Genomic DNA, 22,149 nt, shown 5'->3' on the forward strand with positions numbered 1-22,149 from the left:
AACTAGCTACAACGACGACTTAAGTCTAGAGTCGATGTAACTTTAAAAGGGATCTTAAATGAATTTTGATTTGTGGTTTGCGTTTTTGATGGCGTGCATTGTTTTAGCTGTTTCTCCTGGTGCAGGGGCCGTGAATATGATGTCAATAACAATGAAATACGGCTTTCGTCGAAGCTTGATTTCAAACATTGGGTTACAAGTTGGGAATATGTTCAATATTGCGATAGTTGGTGTTGGACTTGGTGCTGTTCTTGCCCAATCAGAGGTTGCGTTTATTGCTATAAAGTGGGTCGGGGCATTCTACTTAATTTATTTAGGTATCAAGAAGTTTACCGAGACGGTGGATAATACAGACTACAAAGGACACCAGCAGAAAGTAAGTGGCTTGAAAATGTTTTGTCAGTCAGTGATTGTCAACGTTACCAATCCTAAAAGTATTGTTTTCCTTGTTGCTCTTTTGCCCCAGTTTATTGTGTCAAGCAGTCCCCATGTAGAGCAGATACTAGTGCTAGGCAGTACTTTACTTACCGTCGATATGCTTGTGATGTGTGCTTATGCATTATTAGCTAGTCGGTTGAGCGGATTGGTTAAGAATCGCCGTCATATGATTGTGCAAAACCGTATTTTCGGCAGTGTATTTATTGGTACAGGCAGTTTATTAGCGATGGCTGGACGAAGCTAATACGCGTTTGCTGGTTACAAGAAGTCAGGCATTGAGTGTGAGAGCCACAAGATGGTGCTCGAGCATTGGCAAAACGCCATGTTCTTATGAGCTTGGCGTTTTTAGTGTGTGCGAGATGTGCTAGCTAGGTTGAACGTGCTCGGACTTATTCTTCGGCGATAAAGCTGTTAGCGATTTGTGCTTCTTGCTTAATCATAAGTTGGTGCGCTGTCAGCATATGTTGCTGCATGATTTGTTTCGCTTTTACTGCATCACTTTTGCTCAGCGCTTGCACAAGGTCGCGTTGGCTTTGCACGCCAGTACGCCACAGTTTGTGGTTTCCTGGTTCGTAAAGCTTGTGATAAATCGTCAGCTCAGTGAGTATTTGCGCGGTAAAACGTACCACAAACTTTAATAGCTCATTATCTGAATAGCTCGCCAGTAAGCTGTGGAACTCTAGCGATGCGATGTGGTGTTCGCGTTCTTGATAAATATCTTCAGGCGGCGTTTGATACTTGTCGATTTGGTCGCTCAGTGCCTGCAATTGCGACTCATTTAGTCTCCCTGCGAGGGAAGCCGCAATCTCCGGCTCAAGCGACAAACGCATTTGGTATAAATCTGATATCGAAGTGTTCTTAAAAAACAGGTAGTTACTTAAGAGTGACTGCGCTTTGTTTTCGCTCATCTCACTCACGAACACACCGCCATTCGGGCCGGTTTTGGTCGACAAAATACCTTGCGCTTCCAAGATTCGCATACTTTCACGAACCGTTCCTTTTGAAGCGTCAAACTTCTCCATAACCTCAAGCTCGTTAGGTAAACGATCCCCAGGCTGAAGTGCTTGCTCGACGATCCAGTTCTTGATCGATTCTGCTAATTCTTGTGTTCTACGTCTCTTCGCGCTTTTTGCCACATTATCCTCGCTGGGGTGTTATCCGTACCTATTGAATTCTGACGGAATTCCTCTGAATGTCACCTGTTTTCTTGCCCTAAAAACCCCGGAAAAATCGGAGTGTTGAGTTATGAAACACTCCGATTATTGATCGAATCTTAGTCACAAAATATCTATTTATCATGATAAATAGCTTTTATTTGATATTTATCATGATAAATTGCCTGGGTGTACATGATCAGAATGGAATGATTTTAGATGGGTAAATTCGAAGAAACCGCCAGCTTAACGTGGGAATGGCTAGAGTCTATTGCTCAATGCAGCCAAACATCCGATCCCGATAAAGAAGGGGTTACGCGTTTATGTGCGTCTAAAGAGCATGAAGAGGCAAACCGAAAGCTGCATGACTGGATGACAATGTCTGGTATGGAAGTTCGAATGGACAACGCGGCGAACTTAATTGGTCGTTACCCAAGTACTAACCCAGATGCTAAGACACTGATCTTTGGCTCACACCAAGATACGGTGCCTAATGGGGGTAAATATGATGGGATCCTTGGCGTAATACTGCCAATCGCACTGGTTAATTACTTTCACAACAACCAGTTAGAGTTCCCGTTTCATATTGATGTGATTGCTTTTAGTGACGAAGAGGGCACGCGCTTTCAATCGACATTATTAGGCTCAAAAGCGATTTCAGGCATCTTCGACCCTGCGATGTTGACAGCTGAAGACGCAAACGGCGTAAGCATGCGAGATGCTTTGGTGTCTTTTGGTTGTAACCCAGACCTCATTAGTGAAGACGCTTATGAGAAAGACAATGTGCTTGGCTTTGTTGAACTGCACATTGAGCAAGGTCCGCAGTTAGAGCAAGCCAACCTGCCTGTAGGGGTAGTGACGGCAATGACTGGGATTGAGCGCCATACCTTGTCGATCATTGGCAAAGCGAGCCATGCGGGCACAGTACCGATGAACCTACGCCAAGATGCGTTGGTAGGTGCAGCTCAAGTGATTCACATGTTTGATCAGCTTTGTAAGCGAGAAGAAGACCTAGTCGGTGTTGTAGGCAAAATTGCTAACTATCCGAATGGCGTCAACGTTATCCCTCAACAAACAGACATTACCATTGAGCTTCGTTCACCCAATGACGCTTCTCGTGTTAAAGCGCGAGAGGAGATGTTGGCAGATATCGATAGCCTAATGAATCAATACAACTTGGCTTACCGTCATGAACAAACTTATGAGCAATCAGCCGTGACTTGTGCTGATTCTTTATCGTCAGTTTTAAGTAACGCGGTAAGTTTGTCGGGTATTACACCGAAACACCTATACAGCGGTGCAGGTCATGACGGCTTGGCTGTGAGTAAGCTTACCGATATTGCGATGCTGTTTATGCGTTGTACTGATGGCATTAGCCACCACCCAGACGAAGCCATTCTTCAACAAGATTTGGTTGCTGCAGTCGAAGTGTTAAACCACTTCTGTCTATTGATGAAAGCAGAGCAAAAATAAACGATTCGAGATTTTGGTAGCAGTCTTTAACGGTATCTGAACAAAGTTCGGGTTATCGCCTGCTACAAATACTACAGAGCGCAGCTCTCAGGCGCTCCCTATACTAAGGAGAGATTTGGTTATGGATATGACAGAGAAAATGGAAACAGCAGAGAAGAGGGCGTGGTATAAAAACGTACCAGACCCGATGGTTCTTATCTTTTTTATACTGGTAGCCACTTACCTTCTTACTTTTATCGTGCCGGCTGGTGAGTTTGAGCGCGTTGTCGTTGATGGTAGAACAACGGTTGTTGCTGATTCATTCACATATATTGAAGGTGTTCCATCGGTACATTTCTTCGATATCTTCGTCTCTATTCCTAAAGGGTTGATTAGCGCAGCACCTTACTTGTTCATTGTGTTTATCGCAGGCGGTCTATTCCATATTTTGCAACGCACAGGCGCATTAGAAAATGCCATTGGTGTGGCTGTAAACAAAGCTGGAATTAAAAATCGTAACCTAATCATTACGATAGGCACGTTCATCTATGGTTTCTTTGGTGTAGCGGTTGGCTTTGAAAACAACATCGCTTTAGTGCCAGTTGCGGTCCTGATTTCTGCAGCGGTTGGATACTCGAGCTTAGTGGGTACTGTGATGGCAGTAGGTGGTATCGGCGTGGGCTTTGCTCTGTCACCGATTAACCCGTACACGGTTGGTGTTGCACAAGGTATCGCAGAGCTTCCAATCTTCTCTGGTGCTTGGTTACGTACTGTTATGGTGCTTTCTTCTTTGGCATTACTGTCTTACTACATTTGTTCTCGTGTTACTAAAATGGAGTTCAAAGAGCCTGAAACAGCTGGTGGTCTAAGTAAAGACATCTCTGAATACCAACTCAATAAGAAAGACAAAATGACCTTGGGCGTTTTTCTTATTGGCTTAGGTATCATGCTTTATGGAGTGTTCGCTAACGGTTGGTACATCAACGAGATCGCGGGTCTTTTCTTATTGATGGCGATTGCCATTGGTATCGTGAACGGCTTGGGTGCAAACGCTATTGTGAAGCAGATGATGGAAGGTGCGTCGGGTGTTACCTCTGGTGCCTTGGTGATCGGTGTTGCTGCCTCTATTCAAGTGATCCTTAACCAAGCGTCAATTATCGATACCATCGTTAATGCACTGAGTTCGTTGATTCAAGATATGCCAATCGCGTTGGCGGCCATTGTGGCGAGTGTGGTTCAAGGCATCATCAATTTATTCATTCCTGGTGGTTCTGGTCAGGCGATGGTGACCATGCCGATCATGATCCCAGTTGCTGACTTAGCAGGTATGAGTCGCCAGCTGATGGTTACTGCATTCCAAGTAGGTGATGGCCTTACAAACCTTATTGTACCAACCTCAGGCGGCACGCTAGCGATGCTTGCGCTGGGTCGAGTCTCTTACGAGCAGTGGTTGAAGGCGATTGTGCCATTTATGTTGGTGGTTTATGCCCTATGTTGGGTGGCGCTGTTCATTGGACAAATGATTGGTTACTAGTTTTTTTGGTGTTGAACATCTATGACAATTTCACTTATTCACGTTAACCCAAATACCGGTTTGTCGGCTTCTATCTCTGCGACAGGAGGTGTGTCAGTTGGAGGCTATGTAAACCATAGCTGGCGAGGTGTTGGGGCGTGTGCAACTCAAGGGTTATTTACTAACCCTTGGTATGCAGACAAAGCGCGTGAGTTATTTATTCTTGGTAAGACGGCTGATCAGGTTGTCGAGTCTTTAAAAGCAGGCGATGCCGAATATTCAAAACGCCAGTGTATGGTGATGGATAAAAATGGCGACAGCGCTTTCATTCATGGTGATGACAACATCCCTTATGTTGGCTCGATTGCTTATCCTACGATTGCCGTTGCTGGCAATATGCTAGAGAGTGACAAGGTTTTACATGCCTTTTCAGACAGCTTTATCGCTCAAACGACGCAGAATCCAAGCTCAATCTTAGAAGATGGTGCGCCTGTTTATAGAGATAACTATGAAGCAGAGCTACCAGAAATATTGATAACAGCATTGGAAGCCGCATTGCAAGCGGGTGGAGACAGGCGAGGAACCTTTTCTGCATCACTCCGAGTAGAAAGCCTGACTAAAGCGCCGATTGATATTCGTGTTGATTGGGCTGATGGGTGCTTAATTGGTGAATTGCGAAAAGTGCTGGGGCGTGTCCGCGAGGCAGGCTTTCAAGATTTTCTAAACAATCTACCAAACCAGTAATGATGAAGCTTTAATCGAAATAAAAGCCAAGTGAGTTTCAAATCATTTGGCTTTTTTGTTTTCAATCATTGGGCGACTGTGCGTTAGTGCTTCGAAAAGAAAATTTCTGGCTTATGAGTTGGACCTGAATTGCCTTCGAGTTGAGTCAGCTGCAAACCTTGTTTGCCGACCAAAGAAGCGACCATCTGACGGTTGAACGGGTAGTTCTCAGTGTTGTTGATGAACTCTTCCACATCCACCCATTTGGCTTCTGCAATTTCATCCGTGTCTTGAATCGCAATCTCTTGAGTTTGAGCGATAAGGTGGCAAACAAAGTAGAGGTTTGATTTGCCAAATTGATATGGATGGCGCGTGGCCATGCCAACCACTGAAACGAAGGTGGCTTCTATGCCAGTCTCTTCCAAGGTTTCTCTAACCACAGACTCTTCAATACCTTCGCCAAGTTCAATGTGGCCACCTGGTAGTTTGTAGCCCTTCATACCGTGCTCTTTGATCATCAGCACTTGGTTATGCTCATTGGTGATCAACGCACCAGCACCCAAAGTATGGGTTGGGATGAAAGGTACAAACTCGACGATTTCGGATTTGTGGATCAGCGTAATCTCGTCTTCTAGACAGTTATGGAACACAAAACCGAGTTCAGTCGCTACTGGGATAAGATGCGACAGTGAAATAGGTAAACTGATCCAGATAATGCCTTTGTTATTTTGCTTTGAGAACTCGGTGATTTCGCTGAGCTCAGCGTGGAATGAGTCGGTATCGTTAGGTGCAGTCAGCGGGTCGATGATGATGCCGTTAAATTTGTCGAGCGTAAATTCCACGGTTGGTCCTTTGTTGTTTTGATTTATTGAGAGCCTTTTATAGAGGGAGCTTATAACAGATGTAGAGGTTATGACACCTGAAAAGCCGGTGACTCGGAGATTGCTTGGGAAAGCGGTAGGTAAGAAACAAAAACTGCGCTTGGAAACCAGAGCGCAGTTTTAAAGTTGGAGTTATTTGAGTTCGTATCTAACGAACGTAGTTCGCATCAACGCTGACATACCAGTGTTGAAACTTACCGTCAGATTTTTCAATCCACAAATCGTTGGTGTAGCTCTCTATCTTGCCGTTGACCGTTAACTTGAATGTGTTCTCATCAAAGTCGCCAAGCTTCACAAACTGATCGGTTGTAACTAGGAACGGGTCCATGTCGTCAACGCCAACTACATCTGAAATCACATAGTAGTGGTAAGTAAATGGCTTGCTCGCATCATTTGGGTTACTGCGGTACGCCACAAGCTTGAACGGTTCCGTCAGTGGGACATCGAGCGTTTGCTTGTCTATGGTCGCAGGGATTGGAATAAATAACCAAGCCGTAAATAGGCCGCAAGCCAAAACCATCAGGAAGAAAAGAGTCTTAATTGCTTTCATAGCAACCTTCAAAATAGGTAATGTTGAAGGTGCTATGGTAACAGGTTTGATTTGTTGATTGTAAGAGTATGAATAAGTGAAGGCGACACCACTCTGTTAGGAAATTTGAACAAATTGACGCACTGTTCATAACTTAGGTTTCAGATGCTTTCTATCTAAAAGCGTCTGGGCAAATTAGTGCGCGTGGCCTTGTGATAGGTTGATCAACATGACGCCTGCGGCAACAAGCCCCATGCCAATCCAAACTTTTGTGTCTAGGTGTTGGCTGTATACGAAGCTCGAGATTAAGCTCACCGTTAAAATTGCTAATCCAGCCCATAAAGAGTGCACCACACCAACCGGCATCTCTTTCATAGCTTGGCTTAAGAATAAAAATGCCGCCAAGTGCCCTGAGATAACCAGTAAAGCTGGGACTGGTTTAGACAAACTAAATCCATCGGTGGCTTTAAGTGCAACGTGAGAAAGTGCTTCAGCCATTACGCCCATCATCAAGAAAAACCAGCTCATATTCGTACCTTTATCTTTGTATTGTTTGTGTTGGTATAGCAAGAGTGTTTGAAAGTGGTCATTGGTGCTAATCGCGGATTAGCTCGTATTGCAGGCACAAAAAAGCCCGCACCTCACGCTTTTGCAAGGTGCGGGCTAAATAGGTGTGACTACTTGTTTAGGTAAGCAGCGTGGAACTCAATGTGCTCATCAATAAAGCTAGAGATGAAGTAGTAGCTGTGGTCGTAACCAGGCTGCATACGTAGCTCTAAATCGGCATTGTTTACTTTCGCGGCTTCAACTAACTGTTCAGGTTTCAGTTGTTCAATTAGGAAATTGTCTGCTTCGCCTTGGTCAACCAACATTGGCAGCTTAGTGCCTTTCGTTTTTAGAAGCTCAGAGGCGTCGTACTGTTTCCACTCTTCAATATCTAAGCCTAGATATTGGTTAAATGCTTTTTGGCCCCAAGGACATTGCATTGGGTTACTGATCGGGCTGAATGCCGAGATAGAACGGTAGCTATCTTCGTTCTTGATGCCAATCGTAAGGGCACCGTGTCCACCCATGCTATGACCAGAAATTGATTTCACTGATGTCACAGGGAAGAAAGACTCAATCAGTGCTGGAAGCTCTGTTACCACGTAATCGTACATGTGGTAATGGCTGTCCCACGGTGCTTGAGTAGCGTTCACGTAGAAGCCTGCACCTTGGCCTAAGTCGTAGCTTTCATTGTCAGCAACGTTCTCACCACGTGGGCTTGTATCTGGTGCAACAATAGCGATGCCTTGCTCAGCTGCAGCTTTAAATGCGCCGGCTTTTTGCATAAAGTTTTCATCGGTACAGGTTAGGCCTGATAACCAATATAAAACAGGAACTGGGTTTTCTTTGCTTGCATTTGGTGGCAAGAAAATCGCGAAACGCATATCGCAGTCAAGCGTTGCAGAAAAGTGGGTGTATTGTTTGTGCCAACCACCAGCAACCTTTGCTTGGCTAATGTTTTCGATTGTCATTTATTGTGCTCCGTTAGGTTGATGGTTTCGGAATTAATGTATTTGATTTTCTAAAGCTTAAGCTAGAGGGTTCACCACCCACCGGGCAGGAGGTGGTGAAGACAGTTTCGCTCTGATTTTTAAGTCAGAACTGTGGTCTCGACACCTAAGTGCCGAGACCAAGGAGAATTATCTGTCCATGTGTAAAACAGTACGGATAGATTCACCTTTGTGCATTAGGTCGAATGCGTCGTTTACTTCGTCAAGGCTCATTGTGTGAGTAATGAACTCTTGAAGACCAAACTCACCCGCCATGTAACGGTTTACGATTTCTGGAAGCTCAGAGCGGCCTTTAACACCACCGAAAGCAGAACCACGCCATACACGACCTGTTACTAGTTGGAATGGACGAGTCGAGATCTCTTGACCTGCGCCTGCAACACCGATGATTACAGATTCGCCCCAACCTTTGTGACAACATTCAAGAGCTTGACGCATCACGTTTACGTTACCGATACACTCGAACGAGTAATCAACACCGCCGTCTGTCATCTCAACGATAACGTCTTGGATTGGCTTGTCGAATTTCATTGGGTTGATGCAGTCAGTCGCGCCAAGTTGTTTTGCTAGCTCGAATTTGCTCTCATTGATATCAACACCGATGATTTTGCTTGCACCAGCCATACGAGCACCGATGATTGCAGAAAGACCGATACCGCCTAGGCCGAATACAGCAACTGTGTCGCCTTTTTCAACTTTAGCTGTGTTCAGTACCGCACCCATACCAGTGGTTACGCCACAGCCTAGAAGACAAACTTCCTCAAGAGGTGCTTCTTTAGCTACTTTCGCTAGTGAGATTTCTGGAAGTACAGTGTACTCAGAGAAAGTAGAACAACCCATGTAGTGGAAGATTGGCTCACCGTTGATAGAGAAACGGCTTGTGCCATCTGGCATTAGGCCTTTACCTTGAGTTTCGCGAACTGCTTGGCAAAGGTTAGTTTTGCCAGACTTACAGAATTTACATTCGCCACACTCAGCTGTGTAAAGTGGGATAACGTGGTCGCCAACTTCTACGCTTGTTACGCCTTCGCCAACCATTTCAACGATACCGCCACCTTCGTGACCAAGAATAGAAGGGAAGATACCTTCTGGATCGTCACCTGAAAGAGTGAATGCGTCAGTGTGACAAACACCAGTAGCAACGATACGAACAAGTACTTCGCCAGCCTTTGGCAGTTCAACGTCAACCGTTTCACGCTTTAGCGGCTCACCTGCTTTCCAAGCGACCATTGCTTTAGATTGGATATGAGTTTGACCAGGTTTGATTTCGATAGTCATTGGATGCTTCCTTTATATGTCAGTACAGCGGATAACTTTGCAATTAAGTTCAACTCGTTAAGCGTAGTCGAGCTTAATTGTTTCCGCTCTCTCGTTTTGTTGGAGCTAGTATATGTGTGGTTGCAGGTTTTGATAATCCCACTAAATAGAAAATGATTATTACGTATTTGTAATAATTAATGGGATTTGAAGGGGAGTGAAAGGAAAGGTGTTGCTAAGAGAATCTATCGAGACTCTAAATAGTAACTAAGTAGAAGGGACATTTATTGGAAATAAATAGAGCATAAGCTTGCCGCCTATTTTCTAGTTGTAGGTTTGAACATGCTTTTCTCTCTCCCACCTCCTGTAATGCTATCACTCGCCATCGTGCTTGAAGTTGTTGCCACTTCTTTATTACCTAAAACGCAGCAGTTTACTTCTTTGCCCGCGACTGCCGCAGTATTGGCTGGCTACGGCTGTGCTTTCTATCTATTGTCTCTCACAGTGCAAACCATGTCTTTGGGTGTGGCGTATGCGATTTGGTGTGGGGCAGGGATAGTGCTAGTCGCAGCACTGTCTTGGCTGGTCTACGGGCAAAAGCTCGACATCTACGCAATCATCGGTATCACTTTGATTCTGGCTGGCGTAGTGATTATTAATCTGTTTTCGAGTTCGGTGAGTCATTAGGGGCTAGATTGTTTTTGCCCCAAACCTTCTTAGAAACTGCAAACGGAACACCGGACCAGTACACCTACAGACCAAGTTAATCTAATCCGTACTTAGATATATTATCCGGAATTTTTCCTCAACTCGCCCCCGTAACTATATGTCGATTCACATAACAGGTTGATACTGGTTGAGTTTCATAATAAATGGCAGCAACATAGACGGAATGCAAAGACGGTAAAAGTCCGTCTATAAAGCGTTAACTGCCTAGTCAAAATAGAGAACTATGAATGAAAAATTTTGAAATTGAATCAATGAAAGATCAGATTCATTTTGGTAAGACCAAGGATTACTTCGAAGAAGTATTGACGTCTTATCAAGTTGGATCATATAGGTCATCTGTAGTGATGTTATGGGCGGTTGCAATTTCGGATATTGTTTACAAACTACAGTATCTAGTTGACTTGTATTCTGATGCGGCGGCTAAGGAAATTTTAGATGAAGTTAGAGCTATCCAAAATGAAGACGCTAGATCTTCTAGTTGGGAGTTAGGGGTTGTTGATAAAGTCTTCAATAAAACCAACCTTATAGATAGCGCAGAATACGAAAATATTCGATACCTTCAAAAGCAGCGACATTTGTGTGCCCACCCAGTACTTAGAGGTAATCTAGAGCTTCATAAGCCTAACAAAGAAACAGTCCGATCTTTGATTCGGAATACATTAGAAGGTTTACTTATAAAACCACCATTTTATACACAGAAAGTTATATCTGAAATTCTTGAAGATCTTGATGAATCCAAAGAAGCTTTGAATACAAGGGATAAAGTTAAAAAGTATATAGAAAGCCGATACCTGAATAGAATGACAGATGAGGTTGAGTTTTCGCTTTACAGAACTCTTTGGAAATTGACCTTCAAAGTTGCCGACGATAAATGTAACGAAAATAGGTTACTAAACCTAAACGTTATTAGAGTAATAACAAACCGTCACAAAAATAAGCTAGCTGAGCTTATTAGTGCTGATCAAGATTACTACAGCAACATCGCCTCAAATGGTTTTCCTTTAGATTACATAGTTCATTACTTGTCAATGAATGAGTCTTTCTATGGGCTATTAACAGATGATGCAAAACTAAAAATTCAACATGCATCAGAAATTACAGATGTAGGGCGGACATGTGGTTGGTTCACCAGAGGTGATTTATCTAACCATTTTGATTACCTGATTACTTGGATAGAAGGTGAAGCATATCCTGATTTTTCTGAATCACAATGGAAATACCTTCTCGAACTATCAGACAGTGAAGAATGGGAAACGCAATATGCAAAACTGATTTCTTCATATTATTGCCGTAGTGGAGGTTTTGATACGGCGGATTCAAGGTTCACTAACTGTCTACTTCCAAACCTACGATATTTCAATCAAGAGGCTGCCGAGTATTTGCTACAGAAGATAGAAGGCAATAATCAACTGTATCGGAGAAACAGAGCAGGTTTAGATCATAAGAAAGTCAGGGAGAGTTTTAACAAATTTCTTCCAGATGATTTTGATTATTCGGCATATCCTCATTTTGATGAAAATACAAGAACAGTTGAATAAAACAGTTAACAAAGCGTTTAAGGTTTCAAGATAATTTTTCTAATCTGATTGAAACCGTTTAGGGCAAAGCAACTAAACGGTTTCTGTCCAAAAACGAGTTTGTCTAACCAACCTTCTCACACCCCAACACAGCCACCAACGCATCCAAATACTGCTCTATCGTCAAATCCGCAGAAACGGGTGGTAGCTCTACGGTAATACACGGTAGATTTCTTTCTTGGCACCAGGTGCCGAATGAACCTGGGGTTTCGTAATCTACGTCTTCAGCGAGCGGTAGGTTGAACTGTTTGCCTAGCCACGATGCGAGTTCCGATTGGGTTGGGTCATCGACCATGGCGAGTGGTTCGTGGAAAGAGATGACGAATTTGGGCTTACGCTGCTCAATGAGCTTGATGATTGATTGCACTTCAGGTTCAAGCTGATCGGCTTGCCCAGTTTTTACTTTTACATCTCTGACTGGTGTGTGAGAACTCCAGCGATAAACGGTGCCGTCTTCTGTCCAGTTTTGCGTCGGGAATGCGCGGTTCAAATCGACTTGGTTGGCGTTGGCACGGGTACCTAACTGATTACCATCTGGGTTCATCGACAGAATCACATCGTGTCGTAAATTGGTGGTTGGCAAGCTTCTTAGCGCACAAGACAAACCCGCGATAGACGCGGTTTCATCACCGTGTGTGCCTGCTATGATTAGGCCTCGAGATTCGCTTTCTACTTGCGCGGGGAAATAGAGCAAGGGTGCGCCCAATACCGACTTTCCATATGGTAGCGGCTTTATTGAAAATGCAGCTCTTTCCGTTCTTGGAATTAAACTCACCTTTATCTCCTGATTGATCAAGTACTATCAAGTATTAACGATTACAAAAACTACTTAGATAAACGAAAGCATTAAAACTCGTCAACAGTCTCATTGTTAATTTTATTACTTGCTTCAAAGATAGGCTAGGAGAGCAAAAACATATGGATTTTAAGAAACATTCAACGGCGTTACTCATTTCATCTCTATTGCCCCCTTTTATCTCAGTGACTGCCGTTGCTGACACGTTGCCAGCGGGAACCACTCTGGCAAAGCAACAACACTTAGTGCGCGCGAATGATGCGGAAGCGGCGACACTAGACCCGGCAAAGGCTGAAGGCCTTCCTGAAATGCACATTCTACGTGACCTGTTCGAAGGCTTAGTGATTCAAGATCGCGATGGCAACATTACTCCAGGTGTGGCGGAATCTTGGGAAACCGAAGACAACAAAACGTTTGTATTCCACCTGCGTAAAGACGCGAAATGGTCGAATGGCGATCCGGTGACGGCCGATGATTTCGTGTATGCGATAAGACGCGCGGTAGACCCAAAAACGGCATCGCCAAATGTGTGGTATCTGAAGCTCACCAAAATCAACAATATTGCTGATGTGGCAGAAGGTAAGAAACCGATTGAGGAACTAGGCGTGTCGGCAGTCGATAAACACACCGTCCGTTTTGAACTCGACAGCCAAGTGCCATACTTTGTGGCAATGACGGGCCACACATCCATGATGCCAGTGCATAAAGCAGCCCTAGAAAGTAGCGACAAGCCGTGGAGTGATCCTAAGCAATTTGTCGGTAATGGCGCATTCGTACTAGACGAGTGGGTGGTGAACGAGCGCATTGAACTGAAGAAGAACCCGAAATATTGGGACAGTTCAGATACTCACTTAACCGAAGTGACTTATATTCCGTTTGAGAATCAGAATGCCTCTATTAACCGTTATGCAGTGGGTGAGGTCGATATTACTTCGGACGTACCTACACACATGGCGCAGCAGCTTAAAAGCAAATACCAAGATGCGTTTACCACAGTGCCTCTTCTGTGTACTTACTACTATGCATTCAATACTACGCGACCACCTTTTGATGATGCGCGAGTACGTAAAGCTGTCTCTTATTCTATGATGCGTGACGTTATCACCAATGGCGTGACTCAGGTGGGCAACTTACCTGCTTATACCTTTGCACATGAGTACACGGCTGGCTTTGATGCGACACAACCTGAATACAGCACGTGGACTCAGAAAGAACGTGATCAAAAAGCAAAAGAGCTATTGAAAGAAGCGGGCTACGATGCGTCTAACCCGTTGGATTTCAAACTGCTTTACAACACCAGTGAATCGAACAAGTCGATTGCAGTGGCGATTGCGTCAATGCTGAAAGGTAACCTAGGCGCACAAGTTGAACTGGAAAACCAAGAGTGGAAGTCTTACTTGGTGTCACGTCGTCAAGGTGATTTCGATGTAATGCGCGCCTCTTGGTGTGGTGACTACAATGAAGCATCAACCTTCTTGAGCCTATTGCGTTCAGGTTCTTCGGGTAACTTTGCTCGCTACAGTAATGACAAGTACGACGCAGCAATGGACAGCGCACTAGCCGCAACCAGCGAACAAGATCGCCAAGGTTTCTATGACCAAGCGGAGCAGTTACTGACAGAAGACATGCCGATCGCACCAATCTACTACTACATGCAGGCCCGTCTAGTGCGACCAAGTGTCGGTGGTTTTGCGAAGAACAATGTAGAAGGGCGTATCTACTCTAAGGATCTCTACATCACAGAGTAATTGAGCTTCTGGCACATCATTAAAAGTCTGAAATAGAGAAAAGGGACGTTGATCATAAATCTCTGATCAACGTCCCTTCGTCATTAATCTGTAACCGTAAGCGCAAAAAACTGAAACCTGCCTGAAGTATTTTTCACTTTTATTTCAATCAGGTGAAGCCATGTTACCCCCTCTACGTGCCCTCGTTGCGTTTGAAGCTGTTGCCCGCCTCGGTTCTATTGGCGCTGCTGCGCGAGAGCTTTGTGTTACCCAAGCAGCGGTGAGCCAGCAGCTTAAAAGTTTAGAAACCTTTCTCGATACCACACTGTTTGAACGCAGCTCCAAAGGCGTACAGCTGACATCGGCTGCCCAACATTATCAACCGATTGTTGCGGGCTCATTGGCCCATCTGAAACTACAGACTCAAATCTTGTTCGGAGAAAAAGAAACCGATGTCTTGAGCCTGCGCGTTAATCACACCTTTTGTCATAACTGGCTGCTACCTCGCCTGCCATCTTTTTATCAAAAATACCCTTTTATCAGGCTCGATATTCAGCTGGTGGACTGGCCATCTACCAACCCTTGTCAGAATGTCGATATTGAACTGACCAACGGTAAGGTCGAAAGCGAAGACACCCATTGCGAGCGACTGTTTCAAGAGCATTGGCAGTTAGTGTGCAGCCCAGAATTTAAAAAACAACATCAAGATTCGTTGGTTGAGCATGATTTTTCTGCTCTGCCGACCGTGCAAGTAAAAGGCTACCGAGAGAACTGGCTGCAATGGCTGAGTCACAACCAATTCGAGATGACTTTACCTAAGGTGCTACTTGAAGTGAGTAACTCTCTGCACGCTTTAGAGGCGGTCAAACATGGTATTGGCGTGTTGTTAGTGCGTTCGCTTGCGGTGTCTGAGTTGTTAGAGAAAAACGAACTTGTTTTGGCGACAGAGTCCTCAATGCCTGCCGAATCAGCCCACTATTTGATTACCAAACACCGACGCAGTGCCAAGGTGAATTTCTTTTGTGATTGGCTTTATCACCAGATGGAAGACGGTGAGCTGGAAGAAAGATTTTCTAATGGGTAGCCATAAAAAAAATGAAGGGCGCTCTTACTAACCTGTCACACAAACCCCTTAATTTAACCGCATACAAATAAGGACGAGGTCACCATGAGTGCTTTCTCAGAACCAATGAAAAACCGCTTAAAGGTACTGCTATTTACTGCACCGTTGTTGGTGCCACTGTTTACTTTTTGGCTCGTACCATTTGGTTATTCGATTTACATCAGCTTCACCGATTGGGATTACATCTCGCCAGATTATTCGTTCATCGGTTTAGAAAATTACGAGTACATGGTCGAGGACTATGAGTTCATCCAAGCGATGCTCAACACGTTTTGGTTCTCTGTGGGTGTAGTGATTCCCACTATCCTTCTTGGTCTAGTGTTTGCCATGCTGCTGCACAAAAACTTCAAGGGTAGCCAGTTTTATCGTGCGGTGATCTTCTCCCCTTGGATTACACCCACAGTCGCGGTATCGATTGTGTGGTCTTGGGTGTTCGAGACCAAATCAGGCTTGGCAAACCACTTATTGGAGTCAGCAGGGTTTAGTGCGATTCCATGGTTAGAGAACGGAAACACAGCCTTGGTTGCGGTGATTATCGTGACAGTTTGGCAGGCGATTGGTTGGACGATGCTGTTTTACATCAGTGCGCTTAACAAGATTCCAGAGTCGCTGTATGAGGCGTCTTTGATTGATGGTTGCAGCAGCTTAACGCGCTTTTTGAAGATAACGCTGCCACTGATTTCACCAACCACATTCTTCTTGGTAGTGGTCAACATTATCACGGCAATGCAGGCGTTCGATCAGTTCCAGATCTTAACGCAGGGCGGACCGGGTGGTGAAACACGCACCTTGCTGTACTTGTTCTACCAACAAGCGTTTGAGCGTTACGAAATGGGACCTGCGGCCGCGACATCGTTAGTGATATTCCTGATTACTGGATTGCTGGCACTTATTAATACCTACATCGGCAAGCGCTGGGTGTACTACTAGTCAATTTTTGAAAGGACAGAATTATGACCACGCAAGTATTGGATGCCAATCAAGTATTAAGTCAGAGCGCAGCGAAAACCAAAGTTAGAGCTCAAGTCAAAGCGACGAAGTCAGAAGTTGCGTCAAAGAAAGCCTCAGCGGATCGCCGTTCGTTCCTCACACTGGCGAAGCACCTGTTCTTGGCAACCTGTGGAACCATTATGGTGTTTCCGTTCTTATGGATGCTGTCTGGTTCGCTGAAAAGCAACGATGAGATCTTTGCTAACCCGCTGGACTTGATTCCAGAGCAGTTTCGCTGGGAAACGTTTGTGGAAACCTTTCACAGCGCGCCGTTTGGCTTGTACATCTTCAACAGCTTTAGTGTGGCTTTGTTCACTACCTTGTTGGTGATTGTGAATTCCGCGATGTTTGCATACGCGCTGACTCAGTTGAAGTTTCGCTCGAAGACAGTGCTCTATTTCGTCGTGATGGGCTGTTACATGTTGCCGGGCGCAGTGACTTACATTCCGTCTTACATCACCTTGGCAAAACTGGGTTTGTTGGATTCACACATGGGCTTGGTGGCGTCGAACGCGGCGTCGGTGTTCGGTGTGTTCTATCTACGCCAAGTGTTTATCAAGGTGCATCCGTCGCTGATTGAAGCGGCACGAATTGATGGTGCAGGTGAGCTCAAGATTTTATGGGCAATCATCTTACCGCAATGCCGAGCAGCAGTCGCAACACTGTTCCTCATCACTTTTATTACCAATTACAACAGCTACATGTGGCCAAGTCTGGTGATTACGACTCAGGATTTAAATCTGATCGCTACTGGTATTCGTCACTATTTTATTGCCGAAGGTAACTATGGGTTGAACTGGTCGCAAATTATGGCGGCGAGCACCATTGCAGTATTGCCTTTGTTAATTCTATTCGTCATTTGTCAAAAGACGATTCTTTCAGGTATCGCCGATAACGGCGTAAAAGAGTAAACGGAAATGAAACTAAAAACTCTCGCACTAGTGTGTGCTGGCGCAGTAAGCGCGTCTATGTTTTCTAGCAGTGTTCTTGCGGCAACCGAAGTTAACTTTTGGTATTCCGGTGGTACTAAGCCACAGCAAATGATGACTAAGCTCATCGAAGAGTTCAACGCGAGTCAAGATGAGTATGTAGTGAAGCCTGCATTGCAAGGTAACTACACGGAAACCTACCAGAAGCTGCAAGCCGGTTTAGCGTCTAAAACCGCACCTGAACTTGTGCTGTTAGATTCAGGTCGTGCGGAAGCGATGCACGGGCGTGGTCTGAGCCGTGACCTAACGCCGTTCATGGATGAAGAGTTTAACTTCTCTGATTTCATTGGCGCGTTCAAAGATCAAGTGACGGCAGACGACGGCACCATCATAGGTCTACCTGCTTACGGTACCACTCAAGTGTTCTACTACAACAAGCAGGTGTTGGCAGATAACGGCTTTACTGAGCAAGATCTAAAGACATGGCAAGGCGTGGCTAAGGTCGCTGAGAAAGTCACACAACGTGATGAGAAAGGTAATGTGACCTTCTACGGTTGGGAGCCGATGTGGGGTCAAGACAACATGATTGACGCAGCATTTTCTAACGGCGCTAAGATCATCAGTGATGACGGTAAGAAAGTACTGATTGACTCTCCTGAGTGGGTTGAGGTGTGGGACAGCTTCCGTAAGTGGATCCACGATGATCAAATCATGCGTATTCACTATGGAGGTCAAGGTTGGGAATACTGGTACAAAACCATTGATGATGTGATGAAAGACAACGCACTAGGCTACACCGGTTCATCGGGTGACCAAGGTGACTTGGACTTCACTAAGCTTTCAGCAACCACGCAACCAGGTTGGGGCTCAAACCCTTCTGCACCACAAGCGGGTGCGCTGGTTTACGTAATGCCAAAAGGCACAGATGACGCAGCGGCGAAAGGTGCATTTGAGTTTGTTGAGTTCTACACCAACGCGAAAAACACCGCAGCTTGGTCAATGTTCACAGGTTACATCCCAGTGCGCAACAGTGTTTCTGAAGTTCCAGAATACCAAGCGTTCACCAAAGACAACCCACAAGCTCTGATTCCATTGAAGCAAGCGAACACGGCGACCAAAGACTTCCTAGACCCTACCAACGGTAAGATCATGGATGCGCTGAAGGTAGCTGCGGACCAGATTCAAATCCAAAACGTGCCTGCTGACAAAGCGCTAAAACAAGCGGCTAAGAAAGCGCAACGTGCACTAGACCGAGCGAATCGTTCTTAATCCGTAAAGATAACAAAACTATCTTTGCATGCATCAAGGCCCATCTATTCGGGTGGGCCTCTTTTTGACCCAGTCCTTCAAGTAGGACGAATTTGGTGAAGACAATGACCCAATTTCAAGGTGAGCTGCCGTTTGGCAGAGTACGTATCCCCTTTGATGTGCCAGCAGGTTCTCACAGCGTAACGATTACCGGCACAACGGTGACAAAAGGATTCTTGTACGCAGCGGCGTATGATGCCAACCAAGCATTTCGTGGCAAAGTGCTATTTGAAAAGGCGCACAAGTCACTCATTATCCAACCGGAAAACTCAGGCCTAGGCGCGATTGATGGTGCGATTCCATCGGGCCAGTGGTTCTTAGAACTTTATAACCTTGAGGGTGAGTTTCGTACCGAGCGTGCGATGCAGTATCAAGTCGATGTACTTTGCTCTGAAGAGTTAGTTAATAGCGATGCTGAGTTAGAACTGACCCCAACGGTGACAAGTGATCACGATATCGAGTTTGATTACAGTCACATGCTGAGTTCTGATTCTCGTTGGTATCGTGGCGATTTACACGCTCACACTCAGCTTTCTGATGGTCACAATACCTTGGCTGCGGCTAAAGACATTGTGGAATCACAAGGGCTCGATTTCTTTTTCTTCACAGAGCACAACATCTGCCAACCTAAACTGCCAGTATCAAAGCAGTGTTTGTTCTTGCCTGCGTTAGAAGTTACGACCGATCTCGGGCACTTCAATGTGCATGGCCCAGTTAAGTCTTTGGACCTTAGAGACGTTGAACACAGCAGCCAAGCGACCATGGAAGCGGGATTGAGTTTAGCGAAAAGTGGACACAGTTCCCTTGGCATTAATCACCCAATGATGAAGCCGTGGCATTGGCATTACGATCAAGTCGATCTCAGCCAAGTGTCCACGTTTGAAGTTTGCTGTGACCCAACTTGGTCGACCTCACCAAAAGCGACCGAAGAGGCGTTATTGGTTCTCAATGAAATGTGGAATTGTGGCCAGCGCATTACCGCGATTGGCGGCAGTGATTCACACCTTGAGCCGCATGAGCGCAATCCTAAATCGGATGAGCCTTCCATCTATGGCGACCCATCCACCTTCGTTTACAGCCATGGTTTGAGTGGCGAAGGTATCTTGTCTGGTCTGCGTAATGGGCAAGTTTACCTAGAGCGCCGTTGCGGCTTGAAGTTTGATATCAACTTAGGGGACTTGTTACCGGGCAACGATTCTCAAGGGCAAGCGCTTACATACCGAATTGCTGTCTCTGACTCAGAAAACCCTTACTACGCGGAGTGCGTGGTGGATGGCGAGATTGTCGATCGAATCGCTTTGAATGATGAGCTGCAAAGTATCCATATTGATGAAGGCTACCGTTGGTGCCGAGTCGATATTCGTCGCGGAGAGCTTTCTTCAGCATCAATCAACAGTACTCAACCTGCATCTGATAAACGTGAGTTTGAAGGCTGCATCAACGCCGTATTCGACGGTAAACAACCAGAATTTAACCAACCCCTAGTGCGTACTTGGGGAGAACTAATGGAGCGAATGAGCCGTGATGAAGTTTAAGGCGATGTTATTTGATAAAGACGGCACATTGTTAGAGTTTCACAAGATGTGGCTCAACGTTTCTCGTGGTGCTTGTGAGCGTGTGAAATCTTACAGTGACCAGCATCAGGGTAATCAAACTGTCACACCTGATGAGTTACTCTTGGCCATCGGTGTTGAAGGTGATGTGGTTGATAACTATGGACTATTGGCTTCTAACCCAGTCGAAGATACTGCGACTGCATGGTTCAAAATGCTAGAGCCTTCGGTATCTCTGGCTGAGTTTACTCAAGTCACCAAGGCGGCTTTCAATAACCAAGTGGAAGAGAATCCAGAGTGGGTTGAAGCACTGCCGGGTGTAACGGAAAAGCTGACCTCGCTTAAACAACAAGGCATGTATTTGGGTGTAGCAACGGCTGATACCAAAGACTCGACTGTTTATACGTTAGAGCAATCTGGCCTGAGCGAACTGTTTGATTACGTTGGCTATTCTGATGGTGATATTGAGCCTAAGCCAGCGCCCGCATTGTTGAATGCGTTCTGCGAGCAATGTGGTATCGAGCCACATGAAGTGATCATGTTTGGTGACACGGTATCGGACATGGAATTTGGTCGCAATGCTGGTGCTAAGAACGTGGGTGTACTCACTGGTACGGCAAATCACGCCGAACTAGAGCCAATGGCTGACTTGGTGATTCATTCGGTTGCCAACTTCGATCCTCAAGAATTTAACGAATTGATTTAAGGACTGGTTATGGCTGAAGTAACCTTGAGAGGCGTTGAGAAGACCTATCCAAACGGCTTTAAAGCGGTACATGGTGTCGACCTCAATATTCAAGAAGGCGAGTTTATGGTGTTTGTTGGGCCGTCTGGCTGTGCCAAGTCCACCACACTGCGCATGATCGCTGGGCTGGAAGATATCTCAGAGGGTGATGTTTACATCGGGGATAAGCGCGTTAATGATCTGCCTCCGAAAGATCGTGGTATCTCAATGGTGTTCCAAAACTACGCGCTTTACCCACACATGTCGGTATACGACAACATGGCCTTTGGCCTCAAACAACAGAAGCTGCCAAAGCGTGAAATCACTGAACGTATCGAAGAAGCTGCCAAGACATTAGACATTGAGCATTTGTTAGATAACAAGCCGGGTGAAATGTCAGGTGGTCAAAGGCAGCGTGTCGCGCTTGGTCGTGCGATGGTTCGTAAACCAGATGTGTTCTTGTTTGATGAGCCTCTGTCTAACTTGGATGCAAAACTGCGAGTTTCAACGCGAGTCAGTATTGCACAGCTGCACAACAACCTGAAGCAAGAAGGGCAGAACGCCACCATGATCTACGTGACACACGATCAGGTGGAAGCCATGACCCTTGGTGATCGCATCTGTGTGCTGAATCAAGGTGAGATCATGCAGGTCGATACGCCAATGAATCTTTATCAATACCCAGCAAACAAGTTTGTCGCAGGCTTTATTGGTTCGCCAGCGATGAATCTTCTCAAGGTAAGATTGGATGAGATTGACGGTGTGATGAACGTGGTTTCTGAAAGTGGTACTCGTTGGACACTTCCACAAGACAAGCAGGTTATTGCTCGTGAAAAATCGGGAGAGTGGGTGTGGTTTGGTGTTCGTCCTGAGCACATTCAGTTGGCTAATCACGACGCACCGTTGTCTGAGGTTAATACCCAAACACATAGACTGGATGTGGTCGAATCTATGGGGAACGAGCTGTATCTCTACTTCAAATTGGGTGCAGATAAGCTGGTGGCTCGCGTGCCTTTCGATGCTGACCGAATGGCGGAAAGTGGGCAAGAGACAATGCTTCATTTCAATACCTCACAATGTCATTTGTTTGACCTAGAGACAGAAGAAGTTCTAACTGAATAAGTCGATGTGTCGAATAGTCTAAATAAAGAAATCCCCGCTCAGATGAGTGGGGATTTTTCTTAGGGGGA

21 protein-coding genes are annotated in these 22,149 nt (G+C 45.4%); 14 read left to right on the forward strand and 7 right to left on the reverse strand.

Going from position 1 to position 22,149, the window contains the following annotated elements; translation table 11 throughout:
- Positions 1-58: 58 nt before the first annotated feature.
- Entirely contained in the window at positions 59-682 is a 624-nt protein-coding gene (rhtB, locus tag L0991_20535; GenBank protein ID XGB64416.1) for a homoserine/homoserine lactone efflux protein, read from the forward strand.
- A gap of 145 nt (positions 683-827) precedes the next feature.
- Here the strand turns inward: rhtB and L0991_20540 are convergent, their stop codons facing one another.
- Positions 828-1,574: an FCD domain-containing protein gene (locus L0991_20540; protein XGB64417.1), complete on the reverse strand. Its 747-nt coding sequence runs from the start codon at positions 1,572-1,574 to the stop codon at positions 828-830.
- 237 nt (positions 1,575-1,811) lie between these two features.
- Here L0991_20540 and L0991_20545 point away from each other — a divergent pair, with 237 nt between their 5' ends.
- The 3 genes from L0991_20545 to L0991_20555 all read left to right on the forward strand — a co-directional run bounded on the left by L0991_20545 (position 1,812) and on the right by L0991_20555 (position 5,301).
- Positions 1,812-3,065 carry an allantoate amidohydrolase gene (locus L0991_20545; protein ID XGB64418.1) on the forward strand — a complete coding sequence of 418 codons (1,254 nt, stop codon included), beginning with the start codon at positions 1,812-1,814 and terminating at the stop codon, positions 3,063-3,065.
- 121 nt (positions 3,066-3,186) lie between these two features.
- Positions 3,187-4,578 (forward strand): AbgT family transporter, encoded by a 1,392-nt coding sequence (locus L0991_20550; protein ID XGB64419.1) that lies wholly within the window; start codon positions 3,187-3,189, stop codon positions 4,576-4,578.
- Between the two features lie 21 nt (positions 4,579-4,599).
- The gene (locus L0991_20555; GenBank protein XGB64420.1) at positions 4,600-5,301 is read left to right on the forward strand and encodes a DUF1028 domain-containing protein; all 702 of its coding nucleotides are present in this window, start codon (positions 4,600-4,602) and stop codon (positions 5,299-5,301) included.
- A gap of 83 nt (positions 5,302-5,384) precedes the next feature.
- On the opposite strand, the gene L0991_20560 is transcribed toward L0991_20555, so the two are convergent.
- The 5 genes from L0991_20560 to L0991_20580 form a co-directional block, all read right to left on the reverse strand.
- Entirely contained in the window at positions 5,385-6,122 is a 738-nt protein-coding gene (locus L0991_20560) for an NUDIX domain-containing protein (protein XGB64421.1), read from the reverse strand.
- A 187-nt stretch (positions 6,123-6,309) separates the two neighbouring features.
- Positions 6,310-6,711 (reverse strand): hypothetical protein, encoded by a 402-nt coding sequence (locus L0991_20565; GenBank protein ID XGB64422.1) that lies wholly within the window; start codon positions 6,709-6,711, stop codon positions 6,310-6,312.
- A 174-nt stretch (positions 6,712-6,885) separates the two neighbouring features.
- Positions 6,886-7,218 carry a multidrug efflux SMR transporter gene (locus L0991_20570; protein XGB64423.1) on the reverse strand — a complete coding sequence of 111 codons (333 nt, stop codon included), beginning with the start codon at positions 7,216-7,218 and terminating at the stop codon, positions 6,886-6,888.
- A 149-nt stretch (positions 7,219-7,367) separates the two neighbouring features.
- Positions 7,368-8,207: an S-formylglutathione hydrolase gene (gene fghA, locus L0991_20575; GenBank protein ID XGB64424.1), complete on the reverse strand. Its 840-nt coding sequence runs from the start codon at positions 8,205-8,207 to the stop codon at positions 7,368-7,370.
- A 168-nt stretch (positions 8,208-8,375) separates the two neighbouring features.
- A complete protein-coding gene (locus tag L0991_20580; protein ID XGB64425.1) occupies positions 8,376-9,524 on the reverse strand; it encodes an S-(hydroxymethyl)glutathione dehydrogenase/class III alcohol dehydrogenase in 1,149 nt (382 codons plus the stop codon).
- A 321-nt stretch (positions 9,525-9,845) separates the two neighbouring features.
- Between L0991_20580 and L0991_20585 the strand changes: the two genes are divergently transcribed.
- Positions 9,846-10,190 carry an SMR family transporter gene (locus tag L0991_20585; protein ID XGB64426.1) on the forward strand — a complete coding sequence of 115 codons (345 nt, stop codon included), beginning with the start codon at positions 9,846-9,848 and terminating at the stop codon, positions 10,188-10,190.
- 269 nt (positions 10,191-10,459) lie between these two features.
- Complete coding sequence (locus L0991_20590) at positions 10,460-11,770, forward strand: hypothetical protein (GenBank protein ID XGB64427.1); 1,311 nt, start codon at positions 10,460-10,462, stop codon at positions 11,768-11,770.
- A gap of 103 nt (positions 11,771-11,873) precedes the next feature.
- Here the strand turns inward: L0991_20590 and mpaA are convergent, their stop codons facing one another.
- Positions 11,874-12,584: a murein tripeptide amidase MpaA gene (mpaA, locus tag L0991_20595; GenBank protein XGB64428.1), complete on the reverse strand. Its 711-nt coding sequence runs from the start codon at positions 12,582-12,584 to the stop codon at positions 11,874-11,876.
- 143 nt (positions 12,585-12,727) lie between these two features.
- Here mpaA and L0991_20600 point away from each other — a divergent pair, with 143 nt between their 5' ends.
- The 8 genes from L0991_20600 (at position 12,728) to ugpC (ending at position 22,081) form a co-directional block, all read left to right on the forward strand.
- Positions 12,728-14,353, forward strand: a complete 1,626-nt coding sequence (locus L0991_20600) for an ABC transporter substrate-binding protein (protein ID XGB64429.1) — start codon at positions 12,728-12,730, stop codon at positions 14,351-14,353.
- Positions 14,354-14,513: 160 nt separating this feature from the next.
- The gene (locus L0991_20605; GenBank protein XGB64430.1) at positions 14,514-15,416 is read left to right on the forward strand and encodes a LysR substrate-binding domain-containing protein; all 903 of its coding nucleotides are present in this window, start codon (positions 14,514-14,516) and stop codon (positions 15,414-15,416) included.
- Between the two features lie 84 nt (positions 15,417-15,500).
- Positions 15,501-16,385 carry a sugar ABC transporter permease gene (locus L0991_20610; protein XGB64431.1) on the forward strand — a complete coding sequence of 295 codons (885 nt, stop codon included), beginning with the start codon at positions 15,501-15,503 and terminating at the stop codon, positions 16,383-16,385.
- Positions 16,386-16,408: 23 nt separating this feature from the next.
- The gene (locus L0991_20615; GenBank protein ID XGB64432.1) at positions 16,409-17,356 is read left to right on the forward strand and encodes a carbohydrate ABC transporter permease; all 948 of its coding nucleotides are present in this window, start codon (positions 16,409-16,411) and stop codon (positions 17,354-17,356) included.
- A gap of 6 nt (positions 17,357-17,362) precedes the next feature.
- Positions 17,363-18,643 carry an extracellular solute-binding protein gene (locus L0991_20620; GenBank protein XGB64433.1) on the forward strand — a complete coding sequence of 427 codons (1,281 nt, stop codon included), beginning with the start codon at positions 17,363-17,365 and terminating at the stop codon, positions 18,641-18,643.
- Positions 18,644-18,747: 104 nt separating this feature from the next.
- Positions 18,748-20,217: a CehA/McbA family metallohydrolase gene (locus tag L0991_20625; protein ID XGB64434.1), complete on the forward strand. Its 1,470-nt coding sequence runs from the start codon at positions 18,748-18,750 to the stop codon at positions 20,215-20,217.
- A complete protein-coding gene (locus tag L0991_20630; GenBank protein ID XGB65426.1) occupies positions 20,207-20,941 on the forward strand; it encodes an HAD family hydrolase in 735 nt (244 codons plus the stop codon). Before L0991_20625 ends, L0991_20630 begins: the two co-directional genes overlap by 11 nt.
- Positions 20,942-20,950: 9 nt before the next feature.
- Positions 20,951-22,081, forward strand: coding sequence for a sn-glycerol-3-phosphate ABC transporter ATP-binding protein UgpC (gene ugpC, locus L0991_20635; GenBank protein XGB64435.1), 1,131 nt, complete (start codon positions 20,951-20,953; stop codon positions 22,079-22,081).
- Positions 22,082-22,149 lie beyond the last annotated feature (68 nt).

Source organism: Vibrio chagasii (assembly GCA_041879415.1).
In the GTDB taxonomy this organism is placed as follows: Bacteria; Pseudomonadota; Gammaproteobacteria; order Enterobacterales; family Vibrionaceae; genus Vibrio.